Below are 23,708 nucleotides of genomic sequence, written 5' to 3' on the forward strand. Positions count from 1 at the left end.
GCGTGTTAGGAATGCCGGGGCAGCGGACGGCCACCCGGATCACACTGGGCGCCGTCTGAAACGTCCCGGTAATCCGCCCGGCGTGGGAACTCTCTACCCTCGCTCGGGAATCGTCGGAGCACAGACGGAGGCGGTGCCGTGGGCGGCGCACCAGCACGCGGACGACAGACCGAGCACAGTGCGGAGCTGTCCCACCGCATCATCCACGGTTACCGCCGTGCGTACAGGATCGCGGGGGAGGGGCCCGCCATCCTGCTCATCCACGGCATCGGGGACTCGTCCGCGACCTGGGCGGAGGTGATTCCCGAGCTGGCCCGCCGCAACACCGTGATCGCTCCCGACCTCCTCGGTCACGGAGCCTCGGACAAGCCCCGGGCCGACTACTCGGTCGCCGGCTACGCGAACGGCATCCGGGACCTGCTGGGCGTCCTGGGCATCGAACGCGCCACCCTGGTCGGCCACTCGCTCGGCGGCGGTGTGGCCATGCAGTTCGCCTACCAGTACCCCGAACGCACCGACCGGCTCATCCTGGTGAGCGCGGGCGGCGTGGGGCGGGAGGTCAACCCCGTCCTTCGGGCGGTGTCCCTGCCGGGCGCCGACCTGATGCTGTCCACGCTGCGTCTGCCCGGCATGCGCAGCCAGGTCGGGCTCTTCACACGGATGATGAAGCTGCTCGACACCGACCTCGGGCAGGACGCCGGCGAACTGCTGGACCTCGTGGACGCCCTGCCCGACGCCACGTCCCGCAGTGCCTTCATCAGCACCCTGCGAGCGGTGGTCGACTGGCGCGGCCAGGCCGTCACGATGCTGGACCGCTGCTATCTGGCCCAGGGAATGCCCACGCTCCTGCTGTGGGGTTCACGGGACGGTGTCGTACCCGTGCACCACGCGTACGGTGCCCACGCGGCCATACCCGGCAGCCGCCTGGAGATCTTCGAGGGCGCCGGTCACTTCCCTTTCCACGCCGACCCCGCCCGCTTCCGCGCCCTCGTGGAGGACTTCATGCGGACCACGGCGCCTGCCGACTGGAGCCAGGAACGCTGGCGCGAACTCCTCCGTGCCGGCCGTCCCGGCAGCACGGAGGGTGCACCGGACCCCGCGTTCGACCGTGCGGTGGACCGCGACCTGCGGGAGGCGAGCGAGCGCAGCGCCACATGAGGACGCACGCCGCCACCGTGCCCTGGCTCTGCGAGCCTCCCGCCCCTGACATGCCCTCACCTGACGGCCGTCACCGTACGCGCAAGCCGGGTACGCAGGGGCGGGGGAGCCGCCGTCACACCTTGCGGGCGTGTCACACCTTGCGGGCGACCGCTGTCACGCCTTGCGGGCGACGGCGCACCACATGGGCAGGGCGTCGTCCGGGGTGTCGGAGGGACCGGGACGCCAGCGGGTCAGGTTGACCACACCGGGTTCCAGGATCTCCAGGCCCGCGCAGAAGCGCTCCACCTCCTTCTGGGTGCGCGGGGTGGCGGAGGCGTGGCCGGCCGCACGTTCGTTGTAGATCCGCATGGATTCGGCGACCTCGGGCGCGGTGACGTCGGCGGCCGGGTGCGACAGGACGAGGTGGCTGCCCGGGGCGAGGCGGTCCAGCAGACGGCGGGTGATGTCCCACGGGTCCTCGGCGTCCTTGACGTACTGGAGGATCGCCACCAGCATCAGGCCGACCGGCCTGCTCAGGTCGAGGGTGCGGGAGGCCGCGTCGAGAATCGCGTCCACGTCCCGCGCGTCGGCCTGCACGTAGTCCGTCTGCCCCTCGGGGCCGCTCACCAGCAGCGCCCGGGCGTGGGTGAGCACGATCGGGTCGTTGTCGACGTACACGACACGTGATTCGGGAGCGGCCCGCTGGGCCACCTCGTGCGTGTTCTCCGCCGCGGGGATGCCCGTGCCGATGTCCAGGAACTGGCGGATCCCGGACGCCGCGAGGTGACGCACGGCGCGGCCGAGGAAGGCCCGGTTGGCCCGGACCGACGGCACGATGGTCGGGTTCGCCTCCGCGGCGAGCTCGGCTGCCTCCTGGTCCACCGGATAGTGGTCCTTGCCGCCCAGCCAGACGTTGTAGACCCGGGCGGGATGCGCGTGCGTGGGATGGGGTGTGGGCAGCGCGTATTCGTTCATCGTTCGTCACCTCGTGCGGCCGGGAGGCCAGGTCGGACTCGTGTTCGGTCACGGTACCCCTTGATCCGGAACAGTCCGCTGACCGAGGGAGCGGCCGGCCGTACCGAAGCCCCTGCCGAGGAGCAATGCTGACCATCTGTCAGGTCGGGCGGACGGAGATCCGCCGTCACCGATCGTCCCGTTCGCCGTGCGATGACGGCGCCGCCGGGTGCCCGGGCCTCGTCTTCGGGTGTGCCGTAGGCTGATCCACTCATGATCTTGGGGGATCTGCGTGCGCGCGATGACGACTGCGGTGACAGCGGTACTGGCCGGCCTCCTCCTGCTCCGGGCGCCGTTCGCCTGATGCGCAGTCAGCCGGCGGAGGGGGTGCGGATGGCCGCGATGTCGAACTGCAGGCGCAGCCTCTCGCTCACCATGGCGCCGCCCTCGGCCAGCCGGGCGTTGTAGGTCAGACCCCAGTCGGAACGGTTGATGGTGGTGGTCCCGTCGAACCCGACACGCTCGTAACCGAACGGGTCGGTGACGTGACCGATGTACGTGAGGTCCAGAACCACCGGACCGGTTATGCCCCGGATGGTCAGGTCGCCGGTCATGCGGTAGACGTCCTTGCCGACGAGCTGCACGGCGGTACTCGCGAACGTCATGCGCGGGTGCCGCCCGGCGTCCAGGAAGTCGCGGCCCGTCAGATGCGCGTCGCGCTGCTCCACGCCGGTGTCGACGCTCGCGGTCGACAGGGAGATGTCGGCCCGGGAACGCTCGGGACGGCGCCCGTCGAAGTAGAGGCGGCTCTCGTACTCGAGGAACGCGCCACGCACCGTCGTCACCATGGCGTGCCGCACGGAGAAACCGATCCTGCTGTGAGCGGGGTCGATCATCCACTCACCGGTGAGAGCCGCGAGGCGGGGATCGGGCAGAACTGCAGCACCGGCGGCCGTGGGGGCGGCGATTGGCTCCTCTGTGCGGGGCTCCGGACGGCGGAGCAAGGAGCTGCGGCTGAAGAGGTTCATGAAACAGTTAGTTACGCTGAGGTAAGTGGCACCCGCAAGAGCTGATCAAGGAACCCGAACATCCGTGGTCAGACCTTCACAAGGTGACGTCCGGGGGAACGAGGACGGTGGCCGAGCGTGGCGAGACGGTGATCGGTGGCACGGGACAGGGCCTGCGGTGCGCTTCCGTGAAGAGATGGGGGGACGCCCGTGGACGAGGGTGACAAGGCAACTTGGCGCCGGTCCCTGGGCGCTCTTTTCGGGGAAGGCATGTTCGCGGCAGTGGGCGCGCGACGGCGCGACGACTGGCGGCTCGATGCTCTCGACGTCATGCAGCTGAGGACGGACGATCCACGCGACTGGCTGGAGCCGCTCACGGCACCCGGAGGCCGCAGCAGGTGCGGGACGGATCCCGGGAATCCGTTCGTCGCAGTCACTCATGGTGACTTCGATTCGGTTTTCCCTGTGTCCAGGAGGGGTGCCGAACAGATCATGGTCACGCTCCAGGGCGAGTGGTTCCGCATCGACGGCATACCGGGTTTCGCGGAGCAGCAGGCCGAGCTGACCTCTCACGCGGGAGTGCTGTTGGGAAGATTCGGGAGTGATGCCCTGTTCTTCACCAATGTTTCGGCGGCGAGGGAGAATCCGCATGCCGATATGTTCGATCACGGGGGTGCCTATGAGGGTTTCAGCGGACACGTGATCGACTGCGGTGTCGTAGCGGTCTCTTCGACCGAGGTCGGCATCTTCTGGGGTTTCACGGTTGACTGAGGTTTCGGCAGTACGTGACGCACCCGCCGCCCACGCAAGCATCGCCCCCACGCGTCGACTGCTCGTGCAGGCATCCCGGTTGCCCCGCTCTTCCGGACCTCCCGCGAGCCGGTGCCTGTCGGGCTGTCCGCCCGTTCCGGTGGCCGTGCCGCTGCTCTCCGTCGGTACCGCTCCACGGGCAGGCTCGCGTTCGTCGGTCACAACACCCGTAACGACGACGTGGTCTTCATCCGCAGGAGCAGCGGCGGCGTCACCTGCCTCGCCCCCGAAAGGAGCATTACCTTCGGGAGCGGCGTGACACTGACCGGCATCCGGATCTCAAGCGCCTCCAGCTGCGGCTGAGTGCCACCGCACCTGCGCCGGGCGTGGCGCGCGTAGTGGTCTGCGTGGTGGCTGCCGCGGCTCGGCGTGGGCGGCGGGACGGGCAACGTCCCGCCGTCCCGGTCACAGGGCATCGCCGGCCGTGCGTGGCCACGCAGGAACCAGGGCGCCTGCCCACCCCCCTGCTGGGAGTCGAGCAGACCGGGTCGTCTCTCTTGCCGGCCAGGTTCGACGTGGTCGTGGCCGTGGTCCGCGTCCGGCGCCGGGCGGGAGGAGAGCCCTGTCGTACCCCTCTGGCAGGCTGACGACAGGAGAACCCCTCGCGCGAAGGAGCGACACGTGCCGCATCACCCCGTCACGCCTTCCGGGGTGACGTCTGCAGAGGAACGCTCGGACCTCGATGCCGTCAAGGCCTGGTGGCTGACCCTCGGAGGCGAGGGATTCGTGGCACTGCCACCGCCGACCCGGAACCGCTACACCCAGAGCGACGGCCATGAGGACGCGGCTGAAGTGATCGAAAGGCTCGGACTCGGCGCCGGTACCTCCTTCGCGTACTGGCAATGGCAGTCCCACCAGACCTTCGACCGCTCCGGCGCCCTCACCGGCGAGCTGATGCTGCACTGGGGTGGCGACCACGCTGCCGTCGCCGCCCACCTGGGCAGCGGACCGGCCGGGTACCAGGTGATCGACAGCGGGCCGCAGGGCGCCTTCCGGCTCGACCGGATCACCCGACGGGACGGCGCGGGGATGCCCGACCCCGAAGACCCGTCCGCGGTCCGGCAGTTCCTCGACGAGTTGGACTTCCAGGCCCCCGCGGGACCGCTGCCGCGTGGGTTCCGCCCGCTGACCGGAACCGAGGCCGACTGGCTGCACGACCGATTGCGCACTCCTGACCTGTCCACCGCGGGCCGGTTCGTCACGTCCCTGGAGCGGCGGGACGCGCTCACCCGCGAGGAAGCGATGCGACTGCTGCCGGCCTGGAGGGACGTATACGCCGGACGGCTCACCGCGTGGAACGGCTGGCAGGGACTGTTGCACGCGCTGATACGCCTCTACCAGGGCCAGGGCCAGGGCCAGGAGCTGGGGAACGAGCGTGAGACGGATCAGGTCTGGGCAGCCGTCGCCGCCGTGGGGCCCAAGGGGGCAGGCGTCCTCGGCGAGGGGCCCTCGGAGCGCGGCCTGGCCCTCGTGCGGGACTGGGCGCTGTCGGGTGACCGAGAGGCGGTCGGCGCCTGGCTGACTGTGCATCAGGCGGTGCGGGAGCCTGACGCGGTGACGGCCGCGTGTTCGCTCGCTACGGAGCTGGCCGCCCACGACGCGCCGGATGTGTCGTTGCGCGCACTGTTCTCCGCGTTCAGCCGAGCCGGGACGGCCGCGTGGCTACGGGACTCCGGGGTGGACCGATCGGCCGGGCCGATGCACTCCGCGCTGTCCTCGGTGTGGTTCAGCACCGACGAGCGCCTGCCGCACCGACTCCGCGTGGCAGCGGCGGAAGCTGGGCAGGAGCGGGTCGCGGAGGTGCGCGCGGACGCCACCCGCCTCGGACCGGCTTACGCCGAGCTCACCGGCACCGCAGCCTCGGAGGCACTGGCCGCCGCCGACCGGTTCGAGGACGCCTGCGCCGGACTCCTGGCCGGGACCGGCCCCGACCTGACCGCCGGCGAGGGCGCGTTGCGTGACACCTGGCACCGCTACCGGACCCTGACCGACGCCGACATCGCGTGGCTGCGGGCCCAGGTGGCGGACGACAGAACTGGAATGCAGGGGCTCGGATTCTGCCTCGAACTGCTCTACGCCCATGGCGTGGCCAGCACGGCCGAGGTGGACGCGCTCCTGCCACGTTGGAAGAAGGTGCTCACCAAGCAGTACAGGACGACGTACACGGAGTGGCGGCACCCGATGGTCACCCTGACGTGTCTGGCGCTCGACGTCGGACATCCTGTCGCGGCCGACCTGCTGGCCTGGTGGACGAAGCCCAAGCCGCTCTGGAAGAACGACCTGAGGTTCCTCACCCACCTCGGCGCCCCGGACGAGTCCAAGGCCGCTGAACTGTGGGAGTTCATCGAGTCGGGCGCCCACGACACCGGTCATCTGATGACCTGGGTGCTGATGCGCGCCAGGCTCGACGGCTTGCCCCCGTCGCACGTCGCCGACTCACTGGTGCGCGGGTCGCACGCGCGCGCGTACGTCCTCCACCGGGTGCTGATCGGGGTGGTCGACCCGGCACAGCCGCTGTGGCACTACAGCGTCAACTCGCGCAGCCAGGACTGGTGGAGACGTGCTCAGGCGGTCGCGGACGACGCCTCGTTGTCCGCGCAGGCTCGCGCGATCGGTCTGGAGGCGGCCCGCGGGCACTACTTGATCCGCCGCCCGGACCAGGTACGTCCCGCACCGACACAGACCGATCTGGAGAGGGCGCGGGCCTGGATCGACGAACACGACGGCGGCTGAAGTCCCGCCGTACGTCGCCGGAAGCGCGCTACGTCGGCGATGCTGCCGCTCCGGGCGGGCTTTCTGCCCGATCGCCCGGATGACCGTGCCGCGCCGCCCTCGACGGACAGGGAAGTCGCGTCACCGTCCGGTGGCGCCGTCCAGCACGTCCGTGTGATCCAGGATCGCGGCGGTCAACGGCGCGAGGACCTCCCGGGGGAGCGCGTGCCCCATGCCAGGGATCTCCACCGTGCGCGCCCCGCGGATCACCTGGGCGAGATGCTGCGGGTGCGGGGGAGGGAAGACCGGTTCGGCCGGGGCCGAGATCACGAGGGTGGGCACCTCGGTCCTCGCCAGTTCCTCGGTGCGCAGCATGCCGGATGTGTCGGCACGGCCGTGAGCGGTGCTGGAGGCGTGGTGGCCGGTGTGCTCGATGATCTTCCGCTCCAGCGCGCGGGCGCCTTCCGCGTCGAAGGGGAGCTGGTCGCCTGCCAACGCCCGCCAGTGTTCGACGCGAGCGTCGAGCTCACCCTCCGGGCCCCGCTCCTCGGTCGGCCGGGCCCAGATCTCCAGCACGTGTGGAGCGATGCCGGGCAGCTCTTCCGGTGGGACGCGCGTGCCGTCCGGTCGCACGTACGGGGTGGTGCTGAGCGCGGACGTCCCGATGAGGGTGGCGCTCCGCAGACGGTCCGGGTGGTCGGCGATGAGCAGCTGGGCGAGCATCCCGCCGAGGGACATGCCCACGACGTGGGCGCGGTCGACGCCCAGGCCGTCCAGGACCGTGATCGCGTCCTCGGCGAGGTCGGTGACTGCGTACGGCTGCTGGTCGAACGCCCAGGTGGATCGGCCGGTGTCACGGTGGTCGTAACGGATCACCCGGTGGCGCGCGGCGAGCGCGTCCACCAGTCCGTCCGGCCAGCCGAGGCCGGAGGCCTGTGCGCCCATGACGAGCAGGAGGGGGGAGCCGTCGGCTGAGCCCCGCTCCTCCGCCCACAGGCGTACGCCGGGTGCCGCGTCGATGAAGTGGTCCATGGTGCTCCTCCTGTGAGGGCCGGGCCCGGCGCCGAAAAGCGAGGCGAGACGTTTCGTCTCGCATCAACCCTAGCGCAGGTTCCGCCCGCAGCGGGCGGGATTATTTCGCGGCCCTGCCCGCCCCGGGCACCCGCGTCCAGGCTTGGAAGGTGCCGGCCGGCCGATCCGGAGCCACCACGGGGTCCGCGAGCCGGGCGACAGGCGGTCACGACGGGGTTGTTGACTACAGAAGACGTGACGTCCTGCATTCCCTTGTCTCCGGTGGAGCTGCGTGCCAACTTGGTGAGCCGGGCGCAGGATGGGCGGGCAGGCCCGCAAGGAGAACCCGATTCGGCACGGCCGTCGGCCGCCGGCACACCGGACGGGCCGGCCCGTCCGCCTTCTGAGCGGAGACGGAAGGCGCCGGGGAGCGTCAGACCCCGGCCTCCACGAGGAACTCGCTGGGGCCGCCCCACCACGACACGTACAACCCGTCCCTGGCGCGGGTGCAAGCGACGAACAGCAGGCAGCGCTCCGCCAGGAGGTCCGCGTCGTGCTGGAGCCGGTCGACCTCCGCCGCGGTGACCGCCCGCGGAAACGGAAGGGCTCCGTCGCTGACACCGATGACCGCGACACACCGGAACTCCAGCCCCTTGAACGCGTGCATGGTGCCGATATGCACGCTGTCCGCGTCGGCAGGCGCGTCGCCCCGGAGCCGCACGGCGCGGATGCCCGCCGCCCCGAGCCGTTCCACCGCCTTGTCACAGATCTTGTTGAACCGTGCGCTGACCCCGATCTCGCCCGGCGGGATACCGCTGTCGATCCACCCGCGCACCCGCTCGACCAGCGCGTCGAGCTCGGCCTCCTCCGAATCCCCGCCGAACGTCTCGGGCCCGCTGCCGTGCAGTGCCGAACGGTAACCGAGCAGGGTTTCGTTACGGGCGTCGTCCGCCAGCTGCTCGAAGGGCCTGCCGACGAGGAGGGCGGTGGACCAGCTGAGGATCTCGTGGGTGGAGCGGTAGTTCTTGCGCATCTTCGTGGACCGCCCGGTGACCCGGACGCCCACCGCCTTCAGGGAGACCTTCGTGTCGTAGATGCGCTGGTGCGGGTCGCCCGCGATGAACAGGTCGTCCGGCCGCGCCGGGGCCGCGGCCCGCAGCAGCCGCCACTGGGCCGGGTGCAGGTCCTGGGCCTCGTCGACGACCACGTGCCGGTAGCGCGGACCGGACGTCTCCAGCAGGTCGGCGGCCTCCGCACACGTGCCGAGGTAGGTGCGCAGTCCATCGGCGGTGAGGCGGCCGGTGAACTCCTCGACGGTGCGCCACACGAGACCGCGGACGGACATGGGCAGAGCGCTCCCGCGGCCCCTGCGCTCACAGGCCTCGTACCCCTCCAGGGTGCGCACGTCCTGGGCGAGGATCACATGCTTGTACTCCTGCGCGAGGAACTGCGGGGTACCCGTGAAGCCGGTGGCGCGAGCCGCCCGCTCCCACCGTGTCTCCTCCTCGTTGCCTCGCAACGGCCGTCGTGATGTCGACACGACACGGCCGGCGAACGCGTCGACAGTCATGATGTCGACACGGTCGCGCAGCACCTCGTCCTCGACCAGCGCCGCGAGACCCGCGCGGAGAGCGGCGACCAGTGCGTTGGTGTACGTCGTCAGCAACACCCGGTCGCCGTCGCGCAGATGCCCCAGAAGGTGACGCACACGGTGCAGGGCGACGACCGTCTTGCCGGTCCCGGGACCGCCGGTCACCTGTGCGGGGCCGGAGTACGAAGGGCGGTAGGCGACCTTGTGCTGCGACGGGTGGAGGAAGACCCGCCAAGCCGCGAAGGGCTTGTCCAGGATGTCGCGCAGCTCCTCCGACGCGGAGACCAGAGCGATGCGCGCCCGGGTTCGCTGAATCGCCGTGGCGAAGTCTTGTGTGTCCACCGGCGGATCACCGGCGGAGACGGTGGACATGGCCACGGACACCACGTCCCGCCAGACGTCCTCGACGCTGAAACCGGCCGCCAGGTAATCCAGGACCTCACGCTGGTCCTGGGGGAAGTACGGCGCGAACACCTCCAGCTGTTCGGCGTCGGTGAGCACGCGGGCCTGCCGAAGAGTGGTCTCGTCGATGCCGAGCGCGGCCATGTCGCCGTCCGACACCTTCGCGAACAGTCTCTCGTCGGGAGCCGGAGCGATCTGCTCATACGCGGGAGTGAGCTCGTCGAGCACGGCGATGTCCCGGATCTCGACGGCCCGGGTGACCGTGTTGATGCTGGCCTTCTGCTTGATCGCCCACGCGATCGCCTTGTCGTGTGGCATCACACGCAACAGCACGTACGTGTCACCGCTGTCCGCGGCCAGCACGACACCTCGCGTGCCCTGGTCGATTCGGATGGTCCGGATGTGCGGATCGCGGGCCCGCTTGAGGGTCTCCAGTTTCAGCCCCTGGTCCTTGAACAGCTGGTCGAGGGTGAGGCGTTCGAACTTCTCCCAGGCATCGAACACTCCCTGTTTGACGCTGCCCTGAAGCTTGCTGAGCTGAGCGCAGAAGTCGATGTCGAACGCGAGGTGGGGCATGGGCGGACTCTCCGGGGGAGGCGACGGGCGTGGAGGCGGTGGCGGGTCAGACTGTCGGGCCGTCGAGATCGAGCTCGATCACGCTCAGCACCTCGGCTACCTCTTCGGACATGTCGTCCGTCGGACCGTAGACCAGGCATAGATCGTCGTGGAGGGGTGCGAGGATCAGCTGCGCCTCCGGCGCCTGTCCCTGGGCAAGCAGGAGCATGCCGATGTCCCGGCGCAGCTCGACCGCCTCGTCGCTCACGTCGCCGTCGACCGCGCGGACGATGTCCAGGACACCCCGTAGCGCGGCCAGCGCGTCGGTCGCCTGGCCCAGCTCGGCACGGCACCGGGCTGCCTGGGCACGGCACGCACGTGCCTGCGTACTGCTGGGGCCGCTGGTACGCGCGTATGCGTCGGCCAGGGCGTCGAACTCCGGCAACGCCGCCCGGTAGTCGCCGCCGAGCAGCCGAATCGCGGCGCGCTGCGTACGGAGCTCCAGGACCTTCCTGTTCTCGGCGCCGAGCGCATGGGCGGCCGGCTCGATGATCTCGCTCAGCACCTCGGCGGCCTGGGCGAACCGCTCCTCGTCCAGCAGTGCGTCGGAGTGCGCGTACGCCTCCGCGATCTCCTCCCGCAGCTGCGCGGGCACGGCGACGGGGACCGGCGGTGCGGCGGCCGGATCGACCGTGGTGGGCACGGGCCGTCCCGCACCGGCACGGGCACGGGGCGCGTACGGCTGACGGAAGATCGCGGTCGGATCCGGCGCTCCCTGCGGCCCGGCCTCACCGGGTGCGGGGCCCGCGCCAGGCGCGGGCAGGAAGTGCCGAAGCCGCTCGTACACCTCCTGGACATCGGCGGGCCGTGCCTCGGGCGCCTTGAGCAGCAGGTGCAGTACCAGCCCCTCCAGGGACTCCGGCACATCCGGTCGCAGCAGGCGCAACGGTGTCGGAGCGGCGTTCACATGCTGGTACATCACCAGGTACTCGCTGTCGGCGGTGAACAGGGGCCGACCACTGAGCAGTTCGTGCAACACGCAGCCCAGCGCGTACAGATCGGTCTGAGGGCTGGTACGCCCGCCTCGGACCTGCTCCGGTGCCATGTACTGGTACGTGCCGATGGGGCTGCCGGTCGCGGTCAGCTTGGTGACGTCGGTGCGCAGGATCGCCGCGATCCCGAAGTCGAGGACCTTCACGGTGCCGTCCCGGGCGACCAGGATGTTGGACGGCTTGAGGTCTCGGTGGATGACGGGCACGTCGTGGGCGTGCGACAGCACGGTGGCGACCTGCGCGGCGACGGCCACGGCCCAGCTGACGGGCAGCGGGCGATCGGGATGGATGTACGCGGACAGCGGGACTCCGTCGACCAGCTCCATGACGAGGAAGAGCCGCTCGAAGGAGTCGTCGAGCACCGCGTCGTACACCTGCGGCACGCCGGGGTGCTGGATGCGCGCGGTGATGCGCGCCTCGCGCTTGAACCGCTTGGCGAACTCCTCGGCCAGCTGCGGTGAACCGGCGACGGCCTGCCGCCGGACCACCTTCACGGCGACGGGCCGGTCCAGCACGGCATCGTAACCACGCCATACGTCTCCCATACCGCCGCTGTTGAGCTCCTCCAGGAGCTCGTACCGTCCGGCGATCGGTTGGTCCGGCACCTTGCCCCCGTGTGTGCGTGTACTGAGGGCCGACGCGTGTTGGCGCGTGGACCCGGCGTGGTGGGGCCAAGTCTCTCCGTGCGGCGATCTCCAGTCCAGCGGAGCTGCGGGAGTGAGTGAGGGGGCGTCACTTTCCGGTCACCGGAGGCGGAGCGCCTCGTTGCGCGTAGCTTGGCCCGAACGTTGAGTATCCCGATCATCGCGGATACGGCACCGGCAAATGGCTGGCCACGGAATGTGCGTTCGTTGTCAGCTGTTCTTCAAGCCTGTGAATGAGCATGCAACGTCTGATAGGCCAGGACTGTGGCCGGTGACACCCGGTCCGGGCCGGCATGTGCGGTGATTGCAGCCCCGCCGAACGGGACGGTCCCCCCCGCCCTCCGGGAGGGAGAGGTCTTCGACGCCCGTGCCGACGGGGCGTTCAGTGCTGCGGTGCCGAATTCAGGACGTCGCGCCTGGCCAGCGTCTCTGCTCCGATTCCCGTGAGCGTGACCTTGCCGGAGTGAACGGTGTCCAGCTGCTCGACCTGTCTGCCGTACCACTCAATGGCGGTCAGCGTGCACTCTGGTGTGGCCGTGCCCGGGGAGGCTGCGGAACCCGGGTGCTGGAACACCATTCCCAGCCGTGCCGTCCCCTCAACACAGCGGACGACGCAAATGGCCACGGCGTCCGCCGCGCCGGGAACGCCCGGTGTCACGGACTCGATGGATTCGATGCTCAGGGCTGCCTTTTCCGGCACGTTGTCAAGCACGTCGGTGTGCCTCCTCTACGAAGTGCGCGATCTGCTCGGGGGTGAGCTTGGGAACATCGTATTCAAGGAGCGGATCGATGTCCCCGTTGCCGATCTTGCGGGGCACGTGGATGCCCATCTCGGAGAGGATCTCCCGGGCTACCGCCGAGGGCACTTGCACGGATGCGCGGGACGAGAGTTCTGCCGGGCTCAGCTCGACCGGCCACTCGGCCTCGCGTGCAATGTACCCCTGGTGGACCGGGACCCCGTCCAGCGCGCCGCGCGGGTAGATCTCGACGATGGCGTCGCCGAACCGCTCGGCCTGAGTCGCGAACACACTGGCGACGCCGGGATCGGACGATGTCGGTGTGATGCTGTACCGCTGCACACCGGGACTGCCCTCGAAACCCCTTGTGGTTCCGCGAAACAGATGCGTAGGGCACGGCGACAGGCCGAGTGGGTCGGTCCAGGTGTGCGGATTCAGAACATACGTCGATGGGTTCGGCGCCGGTACGAGGCCGAGCGGGTCCGGGGTGAGGTAGCGCGCCGTCTCCGGATCGTAATGGCGGGAGTAGTTGTAGTGCAGCCCTGTCTCAGGATCGTAGTACTGGCCGGGGAAGCGCAGCGGCGTGTACGCGGTGCTGCCAGATGCCCATGTAGTAGTACCCCACAAGGTCCGGCGGCTGCGCCAGGCGATACCGCCTTGCTCGTCGACAAGTTCGCAGGGCGCGCCGGCGAGGTCGGTGACGATGGCGAAGAAGCGAGAGTCGACGCTGGGCTGCGCGCGCCCCGTCCCGTTCGGAGTACCGACTGCTGCAGCTGCACCGCTCGCTCGAACCATGGTGTGTAGGCCCCCCAAGGGGCGAACCTGAGCGCCATGTCGGCCATCTCCAGCCTCCTGCGTCACCGCAGCCAGGATGCGTTCCGTCTGGGCCACCGGCCGCAGACCGTCGTGGTCCCACGTGAGGGTGACCGCATGAGGCAATTCGTCCGAGACCGTGGTCTGCTCGCACAGGGTCGGTCCGTCCCAGGTGAAGTCGCTGCGTTCGGTGATCGTTGTACCGTCCGCCGACAGGCGCAGCTTGGCTGTACGTCGGCCTGACGCGTCGTACTCGTACCGCCATCGCGTTCCGTCCGGCGTCGTCACTGCGGTGAGCCGGTCCTCGGCATCCCAGGTGTAGTGCCACACCTCTGACTTGCCTGACAGGTGGATCTTGCGGCGCTGGACGATCCGGCCGTCCGCATCATGGGAGTAGCGGAGAGAACCGGCCCGGGTGAGGCGGGTGCCCTCGTACTCACGCGCGCCTGTGGCTTCCTGCCCAGGGTGGCGTTGCGGCCAAGCTGCGTGGGTCTGGTTGCCGGCTGCGTCGTAGGCGTAGCGCTCGGTCCAGCCTGAGGCGTGGACGGCGGTGACACGTCCGGCAGGGTCGAGGTCGAAGGTGTGGGTCCCGCTGAACTGGTCCGTGAGGGTGGTCAGGTTGCCGTCGGCGCTGTAGGTGTAGTCGCGGCGCTGGATGCTTGTGCCCGTAGTGCCGGTGATCTGCTGGCTGGTGAGGCGACCGAGCGGGTCGTACTGGTTGGTGAAGGAGACAGTGTCGCCGATGTGGCGGGCGGTTTCCTGGCCGAGGGCGTCATGTTCGAAGACGATGGTGCGGCCGGAGGTGGTGAGGGAGGTTCGGCGACCGGCGGCGTCGTCGGCCCAGGTGCTGACAGCGCCGGTCGGGGTGGTGCGGCCGGCACGGCGGCCGAGGGCATCGTAGGTGTACGACATGGTGCGGCCGTTGACCGTCTCGGAGACAAGGCGGCCGTACCTGTCCCGAATGAGCGTGACGGTTGCGTCCTCGTTGACTGCTTCCACGAGGTGGTCGGCGAAGTCGTACGCGAAGGTGGAGGTGGTTCCGGCGGCGTTCTTGCGGACGACGCGACCGAGCCTGTCCCGCTCGTAGCGGGTTGTTCGGCCTGCGGCGCTGGTGCGTGCAGCGAGCCTGCCTGCAGCATCCCGCTCATAGCGGAGCGTCCGGTCATCGAAGTCCGTCTCGGATATCAGCTGACCGGCTGGATCGTATCCGTAGTTCCAGCTCAGGTGCTGAGGGTTGGTGACCCGAGTGAGCCGGAGGTTGCTGTCGTGCGTGAACTCGTACCGGGCGCCGTCCGCCTCTGTGCGTGACAGCAGGAGGTCGAAATCGGTGTACTCGAAGCTGACGGTCGCGCCGGCGGCATTGGTATGGGTGAGGCAGTTTCCTTCACCGTCGTAGGTCCACAACTCCTCGCTTGCGTCGGCTCCGACGCGACGGGCAACTCTGCCTTCGATAGTCCATTCGAGATGGGTGACCGCACCCCCAGCGTCCCTGAGCGAGACTGGGCGGCCGAAGGCATCCCGCTCGTAGAGAGCGGTCGCGCCGAATGGGTCAGTGACTGCGATGGGAAGTCCGGCCTTGTCGGGCGTGACGATCGAAGTCTGCCCGAGGGCATCGGCCATGGAGACGAGGTGACCCGCCTCGTCGTACGAGAATGCGATTGTGGCGCCGGTGGGTTCCGTGATCGCGGTTCGGTTGCCACGCTCGTCGAAGGTCTGCCGGGTGACATTTCCGTCGGTGCCGACGATGCGTACGGGAAGTCCCAGTTCGTTGTACTCGGCGCATGACCGGCGTCCGTCCGGCCGCTCCACCTCGGTCAGCCGCCCGTCTTCGTCGTAGGTGAAGCGCGTGGTGTGGTCGAGCGGGTCGGTGTGGGACAACAGCCGGTGGTAGCGGTCCCGCTCGTAGCGGGTGACCGCCCCCAGAGGGCCGAGCTCACTGACGATCTGGGATCGGTCGTTGATCACGTATCGCGTGGTGTGGCCGAGGCTGTCCGTCATGGACGTCATGCGCAGACCGGTCTCAGGGTCTGTGCCGTCCCAGGTGAAGCGGGCTTCGAGGTGGCCGTTCGTGCCGCTCTGGTAGACGCAACGGTCGTGTTCGTCGTAGACGTATTCGTACCGGCTGCCGTTGGTGTCGGTCCAGGCGGTGATGCGGCCCAGTTCGTCGCAGTCGAAGCGCATGGGCTTGCCCGATGAGTTGGTGACCGCGGTGAGGTGGCCGTCGGTGTAGCCGTAGCGCAGGATCTCCTGGTCGGTGCCGTCGGGGGCGGCGCCTGCCAGGTGCAAGGCGGTGACCCTGCCTTCGCGTGTAGTGAGTTTCAGGTGGTAGCCGCCGTGGTGCACGATCGACGTCGGAGCGCCTACCTCGTCGTACTCGAAGGCGATCCAGCGGCCGTTACGGTCGTCGATCTGGGCCAGGAGCGCCAGGTCCCCGGTGGGCTGGTCGACGAAGTGCCGGATCTGGCCGGTTTCCGGGTCGGTGATGGTGTAGCCGTCGGCCACCCGGTCCAGGGGCCAGCGCCGGCCGTGCGTGGGCATGACGGGAACACCGGGTGCGGGGTGCGGGTAGGCGAGCAGACTGCCTTCGTTGCAGCTGAAGACCACGCCTTCCGCGTCGATCTCCAGCCGCTGGTCGACGGTGCTGGACCAGCCGGTGCCGAACCAGCGTCCGGCCCGGTGCGAGGAGTCGAAGACACGCTCGAAGACCAGGGGCAGCGACCCGGGCAGCACGATGTCGGTCTGCGGGAGCAGCATGCGCCCCGTCGCGACGTCGATGGGATCCCCGGCGCACTTGACCTTGCTGCACTGCTGCCCGTGGGAGTCAGGATTGTCTTCGTGTCCTCGGCGGTTGGGACTCTTGGGGCGTTCGGCGAGGTCTTTCATCCCTGCCCGCAGGCCGCCCTTGATCAGGCCCCCGCCCTTGGTGCCGATGAGTTCGGGCACGAGCCGGCCGAGGAATTCGGAGGGGTCTCCCTTGGCCGCGTCCCAGGCGTTCTTCAGCGCGCGGTCGGGGTTGGCGACGGTGGAGGTGAGGCCGGCGAGCGTCATGTTGACGCCCTTGTAGTACTCGGCCGGGTGCGTCAGGTTGTACGGATCCTGCGGGTTGACCGACCGGACGAAGTTCACCAGCCCCGCGGTGCCCTTGATGACACCACCGCCGAAGTGCGCCAGCTCCATACCCTGGCCGACCCCGTAGTCGAACAGCTCCTGCTTCGCCCGGTCCATCCCGGTCGGTTCCTTCGGAGCGTGCGCCATCGCGGCCGTGATCGCACCCTTCGCGGCCTCGCCGGCGTCGTCACGCGCCCGCCGGGCCCGCTGGAGGATCTCCTGCGCGTGCCGGCGCTTGGCCGCGCCCGGGTCGGAAAACGTCCCCGGATGCGGAAGCGGATGGTCGGTGTTGCGGACCGCGTTGTACGCCTCCGCCTTCTCCTTGAACGCGGCCGCCGCGGTCTCGTAGTCCTGCTTGCCCTCCTTGTACAGGGCTATGGCCTCACCGGCCTTGGCCTGCGCGCTGGTCACCACCCCGGCGAACGTCTCCAGCGCCTTGGCCGCGTCCTCGAACGCATCCGCCGCCCGCAACCAGTCGGTCGGCAACGTCTGGAACTTGGCCCGGAACGCGTCGGCGGCCTCACCCTTCCAGTGACCGGAATCCAGCTTCTTCATCCCGCTACCGACGAGATCGAACGCCTTCTGAAAATCCCGGAGGTTCTTCACCGCCGCACTGATCTTCTCCGGCCGCCCATGGATCAGTTCGTCGGCTTCCTCGGTCTGGCCGAGCTGCTGCTCCCCGACATCCGCGCCCAAGGAGGAGGCGGTCTCATCGCCCCAGTCCTCTACCTTGTCCGCCCACTCATCGGCACCGACCTTCTCCAGGCCCGAGCCGAGCACATCGGTGCCCTTGTCGATCCCCTCGCCGAGAACCTCCTTGCTCTTGTCGACAAGGTTGCCCGCACCGTCGTACAGAGCGTCGCCCCACTTCCCCCAGTCCACCATCAGCGACTCTCCCCCCACCGCGGCTGCTCAGCCTGATCGATCGTCTCCTGCGACGGATCAAGCTGCTCCCGCAACCGCTCGTCCGCAGCGTCCCGCACCTCCGGGTCCATCAGCCCGTTGCGCTCCATCGAGTCGAGCGCGGCGTCCTCCACGTCGTAGGCAGTGTCCTTCCAGGTCTGCTTCACCTCGGCATGAGCCGCATCCCACGACTCGCGGCTGTAGTCCGGGTTGTCATACGCGGACTGCGTACTGACCGTGTCCCAGCTCATCGCCTTGACCTCGTCCTCGGACGCATGAGGATTCCCGTTCAGCGAGTTCACACCGATCTTGATCGAGTCCTTGACGTACTGCTCCTGCTCCGCGAATGAACCCGCCGACAGTCCCACCCCCAGCGCGAAGCCGTTGCCCTTCTGTGTCAGGGCCCGGACACCCCACTCCCACCGGTTGCAGAACGTCTCGAACTCCGATGTCAGCCCGGCATGCCCCAACTCCAGACCCGACAACGCAAGATCGGAAAAACCCCGCCCCACCGACGCCTCACCGATGAATCCCAGCTCCTTCAGCTCCGCATGCGCCAGATCGATCCCCTTCGCGATCAGCGCCAACGCCTCCGGCGGAACCTGAAGATCCGACCCCTCCCCACTCACCGCGTCCCCCCGAGATCCACCGCAACCGCATCCGGAACGATGCCCGCCACCGGCGGAAACAACATCCCGTCCGTACTGCCCGCATCCAGCGCCACCCCGCCAGGACCCGGCAACATCGGCACCATCACATCCAACAACCGCGCACCCAGAACCGCCCGATACGCCCACTCCCGCCCGGACTCACCACGGGCCAGCGCGAACCGGGCCAACGCCTCCTCGTCCGAGAACGCACAGATCCACCGCACACCGTTCAGATCCGCCGACCACAGATCACCGGCCCCATCAAGCGGCACCAACACAGCCGTACGCCGAAACTCACCCAGCAACACAGCAAACTCACGCCGCGCCGTACGCAACTGCTCCTGTTGGATATCGACCGACGTTGCAGCAAGTGCCCGCTGGGGAGGCGGACCCGGAAGGTCCAGGTCCGCCAGCCGTGACCGCCTGCGCTGCTGTTCCGGTATCCCGTCCCCACCCGTGGTCATACGCAGGATCATCACATGCGCGGATTTTCAAGTGCAACGTGATACTGCCTACTGGCTGGAATCCGGCTGCTCCGGGAACAGGGAGACTTCGAGGACCGCCCAGACCGTCTTGCCCGGCCCGTCCACGCAGGGATACCAGCCCCAGCGATCGGCCAGTGCGGCGACCATCAGGAGGCCGCGGCCGCCCTCCTGATCGGGTGAGGCAGGACCGGCGGGGGTAGGGAGGCATTCGCCCTGGGTGTCCGTGACCTCGATGCGGATGGCCGTGCCCTCGGCGACGAGACGGAGGCGGAAATCGCGGCCGTGTACGTGGCCGTGGCGCACGGCGTTGCTGCTGAGCTCGGCGACGGTCAGCGTCAGTGTGTCGTGCGCCTCGCTCCCGTACGGGATGCCCCATGCGTCGAGGCGCTCGCCGGCCAGGCGCCGGGCGAGGCGGGCACCGCGCGGCGTCGAGCTGAAGCGCATCGTGAAGTGGTGCCAGGTGAAGCGGGGTTGTGCGGTGCGTGCGCGACGCATGGGGAGGGGTGGCTGCTGGCTGGTCATGCCTCAACGCTCATGCATCGTGGCCGAGCGTGACCAGGGGTGACGCGCTGTCGTCAGACGGCTGTACGTGACCTGCACCGGCCTGTACGCAGGAGGGGGAGCGTGCGGCGACCGTCCGGGGCGGGCGCGGCCGGAGCCGGTGGCGAATCGCCACTGCCGTCCGAGCGCCCCGCCTTCGGTTGTCAGCCCTTCAGCTGGGTGAAGCGGAGGTGGTTGCCGAAGGGGTCGCGCAGACCGCAGTCGATTCCGTACGGCCTCTCCGTCGGCTCGTCGGTGAACTCCACGCCACGGGCCAACAGCGTCTCGTACGTCTTGCGGCAGTCGTCCGTGGTGAGGATGAGCGCGCTGCCCAGTGCCCCCTTGGTCAGCAGTTCCCGGATCTGCTCCGCCGTCTCCTCGGACATCGCCGGAGGGCCGGGCTTCTCCAGCAGGACCTGGCGGTCCGGATGCCCGGGGACGCTGACCGTGAGCCAGCGCATGAAGCCCATGTCGACATCGGCATTGACCTCCAGGCCGAGCTTGCCGACGTAGAAGTCGAGTGCCTGGTCCTGGTCGAGGACGTAGATCTGTGAGTGCGTGATCGCGTTGAACATGTGGACCACGCTAATCGGCGGGACCGGCGAAAACTTATCCGAAACTGCTCGGTCGGTGGGCGACCGGCCGTCGGCGGGCGGTGGGCGGTGGGCGGTGGCCGGTGCCGACAGGCGGCTCAGGCGCTCGGCCGCGTCCACGCCTTCGTGAAGCACGTGGGTACGTCCATGGCCGCCGACTCCTTGCGGTACGTCCTCGGCGACCGGCCGACGATGTCGCGGAACGTGCGGCTGAACGTGCCCGTGCTGCCGAAGCCGACCTCGTAACAGATGTCCGTGACGCTTCGGTCGCTCTCCCGCAGCAGGAACATCGCCCGCTCGACCCGTCCGCTGCAGGTAGCGGTGCGGTGTCTCGCCGAAGGTGGCGCGGAAGGTGCGGGCGAAGTGTGCCGGGGAGACGTGGGCGATCCGGGCGAGGGCAGGCACGTCCAGCGGCTGCGCGTACGCACGGTCCATCGCGTCCCGGGCCCGGAGCATACGGCGGTTGGTCTCTTCGGTGTTGCGGCTCACGGCACCATCCCACCACAGGGCAGGCCGGTGCCGGAGAGCTCTGTCATACCCGCTCAGTAGGCTCGGGCCATGAGCGTCTCCCTCTACTACTGCGCGAGCCGGGCCACTCCGCTGACGGATTCCGAGACGGCCGCTGTCGAGCGGATCGCCGCTGCCCACAGGGCGTCCTTCCCGTACGAGGACCAAGAGAGCCTGTACCTCTACGACAGCGATGACAGCCGACCGGACGAGGTCGTTGCCGGTTCCACCAAGATGCCGTTCGACCCCGACATGGTGCTGCCGGTGCTCAACCATGTGCTGGGCTCCGTCTCCGAGTTGCGCCGCGCTCTACCAGGAGCGGAGTGGCGCGTGCACATGGACGACCTCGATGTCCCGTGGGACGACACCCAGGGCTACGCCTTCCCCGGCATGCGCGATCCGGACCTCGCCACCGGGCTGGGCGGCCTCTGAGCCCCGTCCGCGGGTGGAGATGGGAGCCGTGGTCAGGGCAGACGTGTCAGCTCGCGGAGCCGGCCGACCAGCGCGTGCACATCGCGTTCGGCCGGCGGACCGGCGGGCACTGTCGGAGTGGTGCTCGACGCGGCGGTGCGGCAGCCCCGGCACAGGCCGTCGGGCAGTGCTTCGGGCGCGCCGGGACGGCCGCACTCGGTGCACTCCGCCAGCAGGCGACGCCCCCTGGCGGCGGCCGGTGCAGGGGCGGTGCTGCCGGTCAGCTGCGGTGGCAGCTTGTCGGTGAGGCGGCGGCGTACGAGGCCGACGGGGGAGTCCACCTGCGCGGGGAGGCCCGCCGTGAGCGCCTGGGTGAGGTAGCCGGCGTCCACACCGCGTGTGAACCATGCGGCAGCCAGGGGCTCAAGGACGCGGCAGTCGGCTGCGGAGAGGGCCAGGCGTGAGTCCGCACGGCCGAGTTGGGCCAGCGCGAGGTACGCGGGAGAGGGCGCGACCTGGGCCGCCCCGTGCGTGCGCTGCTCGGGCACGGCAGGGGGTGCGGGCGCGGGGTGCGTCACGCTCACGGCGACGGGCTCGTAGGCAACCTCGGTCTGTCGCGGGGCGGACTCGGGCGGTGCGGCCGGTGATGTGGCCGGTGGTGTGGCCGGTGGTGTGGCCGCGTTCAGGGGTGACGCAGTGACCGGGGCCTGCGCACCGGCGTCGGCCGACGGCTGAGCGGGTGTCGTCTCGGGTGAGGGGTCGCTGCCCTCGGTGGTCAGGAACGTGTCCCACCACTCGTTGTCGCGGGCGGTCCGGGACCAGTAGGTGCGGGACACCCAGCGGACCTGCTCCCGCTCGCCGGCCAGGCAGCGTACGCGCCGCAGATGCCCCGCCACTCCGAGGGCCTTCAGGGCGCTGGAGACGGCCATCTGGCCGTACAGGGGCAGGTGTTTGGCCAGCGACTTGATGTCCATCGCCGCACCATCCGGGAGCCGGTCGACGTATCCGGCGATGTACCGCTCGCGCTCCGGCATCAGGGCGAAGTCATCGGCCCGGGGGGCGCGTTGCCCGGACGCGGTTCGTTTGCCGTAGCCGGGGCGGGCTTTCGCGTACGGGCGCGAGGATGCGGGTGCGGGGAGGGCAGGGCTAGGGTGCTCGGTAGCCACGAGATCGTCTTCCGTTCGATCTTGGGGTGAGACCCCGGCCTGGTGTTTGCTCACCGCGTCGGGGTCGCTTCGTTGGGGGCACCGTAAGCAGCCGTGACGACGTGCTGCAAGCTGATCACGTTTAGTCATATCAGCTGGCCGTGACGGGGTGGGGAGGGTGGGGAGGTTTCCCCAAAACCCTTCTTTCACCTACCGGGTGGACAACATCGCTCGAATCCCGGAGCCCGCGTCCCGGCTCTCGTGTCCCGAAGCTCAAGCGTCGGGTCCGGGCCCTGAGGGCGTCCCCCCAACGAGTGAACGCCCCGACCCCGGCGCTCGAAGCTCGCCGCCCGAGTCCCGAGTCCCGAGTCCTGGGGTCCTTACCCACGCACTTCCCCGCTGCCCCTGGCGGGGGCGTGGACGGCGCGCGTCGGCTCAGTACCACTCCTCCACCGTCCGCTCCTCGGTGCTGACGAGGTAGTCGTCCGGATCGAGGTCCATCGACTTGCGGGCCGGTGACTCCCAGTACATCGCGTTGCGCTCCGCGAACGTCTCCGGGCCCTCGTAGGTGATCAGCCAGACGAACCGGTTGTGCTCCCGGTCGACCCAGGCGCCGCCGATCGCGAACCCCAACTCAAGACGCAGCGGCAGGATGTCGGCCTTCCACCGCTGCGCCCACTCGTCCAGCAGGCCTTCGCGGACGGTGTAGGTGCGGAGCTGGGTGGTCTTGGCCATGAGGTGTGTCCTCTCGCGGGTCGACACGACGCGCCACCGCAGGGGCTACGCGATCCACGGGTGGCGGGGATGGATGGGCGTCGGCCCGCTTGTACCCACTCTTTGGAGGGATCTACCGGCGAACGCTGTGCAGGCGTACGAGCAGGTGATTACGGTGCCCGAGCGGGACGTAGCAAGGCGGGCGCGGTGGTTCGGGGGCCGCAGACGTGGGTGATGTCGTCCTGTCGGTTGAGCTGTGAAGTGCTGGCTGTTGTGTGACGGTGGGGCGCGACGGACGTGGTGTGTGTGCGTACGGGGACAGGCGGTGGCGGATGACGCAGGACGAGATGAATGCGGGCGTGGGTGCGGAGGAGGGCGCGGAGCGCTCGTCGGGTGCCTCCGCCCAGCCGGAGAGCAAGGCGGAGAACGGGGTTGCGGTCGCGTTCGGGCGGCAGTTGAAACTGCTGCGGGTGAGGGCGGGGCTGGACCGGGTGGAGTTCGGGAAGCGGGTGGGCTACGCGGCGCAGTCGGTGGCCTCGTTCGAGCAGGGGCGGCGGATTCCTCAGCCGGAGTTCGTCGACAAGGCGGACCGCGTGCTGGACGCCGGGGGACTGCTGGTGGCGTTGAAGGAGGAGCTGGCTCGGTCGCAGTATCCGGCGTTCTTTCGGGATATGGCGCGGCTGGAGGCTGAGGCGGTCGAGCTGTGCGCGTACGACACGCACATCGTCAACGGCCTGCTTCAGACCGAGGAGTACATGCGCGCGGTGCTCGCGATGCGTCGACCGCTCCTCGGCGAGGAGACGATCGAGGAGCGCGTGGCTGCCCGCCTTGCACGACAGGAGGTGCTCAACCGGTGGCCCGCACCGCTGCTCAGCTTTGTGGTTGAGGAGGGAGCCCTACGGAAGCGGCTCGGCGGCAATGCGGTCATGCGTGGCCAACTTGAGCAACTTCTTCTGTTTGGTTCTCTGCGCAACGTGGAGCTACAGCTCATGCCACTGGATCGGGAGGATAATGCGGGAGTTGACGGCCCGTTCACGGTGATTACGCGCAAGGGCGGCGAGCAGTTCGTCTATATGGAGGTTCAGGGGCGCAGCAACCTGCTAACAAAACGAGACGAGACCCAGCTTGCCGCAGCACGCTATGGAATCATCCGGAGTCAGGCTCTCACTCCGCGAGAGACCCTGGGTTTTGTCGAGAAGTTGCTGGGAGAACTATGAAGACCGC

At 69.2% G+C, this 23,708-nt stretch carries 18 protein-coding genes and 1 pseudogene; 5 read left to right on the forward strand and 14 right to left on the reverse strand.

Annotated features, from left to right (window positions below):
• Positions 1 to 138: 138 nt before the first annotated feature.
• Complete coding sequence (locus HED23_RS13365) at positions 139 to 1,158, forward strand: alpha/beta fold hydrolase (RefSeq protein WP_203183639.1); 1,020 nt, start codon at positions 139 to 141, stop codon at positions 1,156 to 1,158.
• Positions 1,159 to 1,314: 156 nt separating this feature from the next.
• Here HED23_RS13365 and HED23_RS13370 read toward each other — a convergent pair whose 3' ends face one another.
• Positions 1,315 to 2,115, reverse strand: a complete 801-nt coding sequence (locus HED23_RS13370) for an SAM-dependent methyltransferase (RefSeq protein ID WP_203183640.1) — start codon at positions 2,113 to 2,115, stop codon at positions 1,315 to 1,317.
• Between the two features lie 350 nt (positions 2,116 to 2,465).
• Positions 2,466 to 3,122 carry a YceI family protein gene (locus HED23_RS13375; RefSeq protein ID WP_203183641.1) on the reverse strand — a complete coding sequence of 219 codons (657 nt, stop codon included), beginning with the start codon at positions 3,120 to 3,122 and terminating at the stop codon, positions 2,466 to 2,468.
• A 189-nt stretch (positions 3,123 to 3,311) separates the two neighbouring features.
• Here HED23_RS13375 and HED23_RS13380 point away from each other — a divergent pair, with 189 nt between their 5' ends.
• Together HED23_RS13380 and HED23_RS13385 are read left to right on the forward strand one after the other, a co-directional pair.
• The gene (locus HED23_RS13380) at positions 3,312 to 3,872 is read left to right on the forward strand and encodes a hypothetical protein (RefSeq protein ID WP_203183642.1); all 561 of its coding nucleotides are present in this window, start codon (positions 3,312 to 3,314) and stop codon (positions 3,870 to 3,872) included.
• Positions 3,873 to 4,562: 690 nt separating this feature from the next.
• On the forward strand, positions 4,563 to 6,644 hold the full coding sequence (locus tag HED23_RS13385; RefSeq protein WP_238441937.1) for a hypothetical protein: 2,082 nt from the start codon (positions 4,563 to 4,565) through the stop codon (positions 6,642 to 6,644).
• A gap of 120 nt (positions 6,645 to 6,764) precedes the next feature.
• Here the strand turns inward: HED23_RS13385 and HED23_RS13390 are convergent, their stop codons facing one another.
• The 10 genes and pseudogenes from HED23_RS13390 to HED23_RS13435 form a co-directional block, all read right to left on the reverse strand.
• Positions 6,765 to 7,655 carry an alpha/beta fold hydrolase gene (locus tag HED23_RS13390; RefSeq protein ID WP_203183644.1) on the reverse strand — a complete coding sequence of 297 codons (891 nt, stop codon included), beginning with the start codon at positions 7,653 to 7,655 and terminating at the stop codon, positions 6,765 to 6,767.
• A 412-nt stretch (positions 7,656 to 8,067) separates the two neighbouring features.
• Positions 8,068 to 10,203 (reverse strand): UvrD-helicase domain-containing protein, encoded by a 2,136-nt coding sequence (locus tag HED23_RS13395; RefSeq protein WP_203183645.1) that lies wholly within the window; start codon positions 10,201 to 10,203, stop codon positions 8,068 to 8,070.
• A gap of 46 nt (positions 10,204 to 10,249) precedes the next feature.
• On the reverse strand, positions 10,250 to 11,839 hold the full coding sequence (locus HED23_RS13400) for a serine/threonine-protein kinase (protein WP_203183646.1): 1,590 nt from the start codon (positions 11,837 to 11,839) through the stop codon (positions 10,250 to 10,252).
• A gap of 421 nt (positions 11,840 to 12,260) precedes the next feature.
• Positions 12,261 to 12,590, reverse strand: a complete 330-nt coding sequence (locus tag HED23_RS13405) for a hypothetical protein (RefSeq protein WP_203183647.1) — start codon at positions 12,588 to 12,590, stop codon at positions 12,261 to 12,263.
• Complete coding sequence (locus HED23_RS13410) at positions 12,583 to 17,421, reverse strand: putative T7SS-secreted protein (protein WP_203183648.1); 4,839 nt, start codon at positions 17,419 to 17,421, stop codon at positions 12,583 to 12,585. Before HED23_RS13410 ends, HED23_RS13405 begins: the two co-directional genes overlap by 8 nt.
• The gene (locus tag HED23_RS13415) at positions 17,421 to 18,068 is read right to left on the reverse strand and encodes a hypothetical protein (protein WP_203183649.1); all 648 of its coding nucleotides are present in this window, start codon (positions 18,066 to 18,068) and stop codon (positions 17,421 to 17,423) included. The genes HED23_RS13410 and HED23_RS13415 overlap by 1 nt, the downstream gene beginning before the upstream one ends.
• A complete protein-coding gene (locus tag HED23_RS13420) occupies positions 18,065 to 18,565 on the reverse strand; it encodes an SseB family protein (protein WP_420803073.1) in 501 nt (166 codons plus the stop codon). The genes HED23_RS13415 and HED23_RS13420 overlap by 4 nt, the downstream gene beginning before the upstream one ends.
• A 36-nt stretch (positions 18,566 to 18,601) precedes the next feature.
• Positions 18,602 to 19,096: an ATP-binding protein gene (locus HED23_RS13425; protein ID WP_203183650.1), complete on the reverse strand. Its 495-nt coding sequence runs from the start codon at positions 19,094 to 19,096 to the stop codon at positions 18,602 to 18,604.
• A gap of 182 nt (positions 19,097 to 19,278) precedes the next feature.
• Complete coding sequence (locus tag HED23_RS13430; RefSeq protein WP_203183651.1) at positions 19,279 to 19,689, reverse strand: VOC family protein; 411 nt, start codon at positions 19,687 to 19,689, stop codon at positions 19,279 to 19,281.
• Between the two features lie 116 nt (positions 19,690 to 19,805).
• Positions 19,806 to 20,163 (reverse strand): annotated as a pseudogene (locus tag HED23_RS13435) (helix-turn-helix domain-containing protein).
• Positions 20,164 to 20,265: 102 nt separating this feature from the next.
• On the opposite strand from HED23_RS13435, the gene HED23_RS13440 reads away from it, so the two are divergent.
• Positions 20,266 to 20,646 carry a hypothetical protein gene (locus HED23_RS13440; protein WP_203183652.1) on the forward strand — a complete coding sequence of 127 codons (381 nt, stop codon included), beginning with the start codon at positions 20,266 to 20,268 and terminating at the stop codon, positions 20,644 to 20,646.
• A gap of 32 nt (positions 20,647 to 20,678) precedes the next feature.
• Here the strand turns inward: HED23_RS13440 and HED23_RS13445 are convergent, their stop codons facing one another.
• A complete protein-coding gene (locus HED23_RS13445) occupies positions 20,679 to 21,791 on the reverse strand; it encodes a MarR family transcriptional regulator (protein WP_203183653.1) in 1,113 nt (370 codons plus the stop codon).
• Positions 21,792 to 22,205: 414 nt separating this feature from the next.
• The gene (locus HED23_RS13450) at positions 22,206 to 22,505 is read right to left on the reverse strand and encodes an NIPSNAP family protein (protein WP_203183654.1); all 300 of its coding nucleotides are present in this window, start codon (positions 22,503 to 22,505) and stop codon (positions 22,206 to 22,208) included.
• A 311-nt stretch (positions 22,506 to 22,816) separates the two neighbouring features.
• On the opposite strand from HED23_RS13450, the gene HED23_RS13455 reads away from it, so the two are divergent.
• Positions 22,817 to 23,701 (forward strand): helix-turn-helix domain-containing protein, encoded by an 885-nt coding sequence (locus tag HED23_RS13455; protein ID WP_203183655.1) that lies wholly within the window; start codon positions 22,817 to 22,819, stop codon positions 23,699 to 23,701.
• Positions 23,702 to 23,708 lie beyond the last annotated feature (7 nt).

This window comes from Streptomyces pratensis (assembly GCF_016804005.1).
GTDB lineage: Bacteria > Actinomycetota > Actinomycetes > Streptomycetales > Streptomycetaceae > Streptomyces > Streptomyces pratensis_A.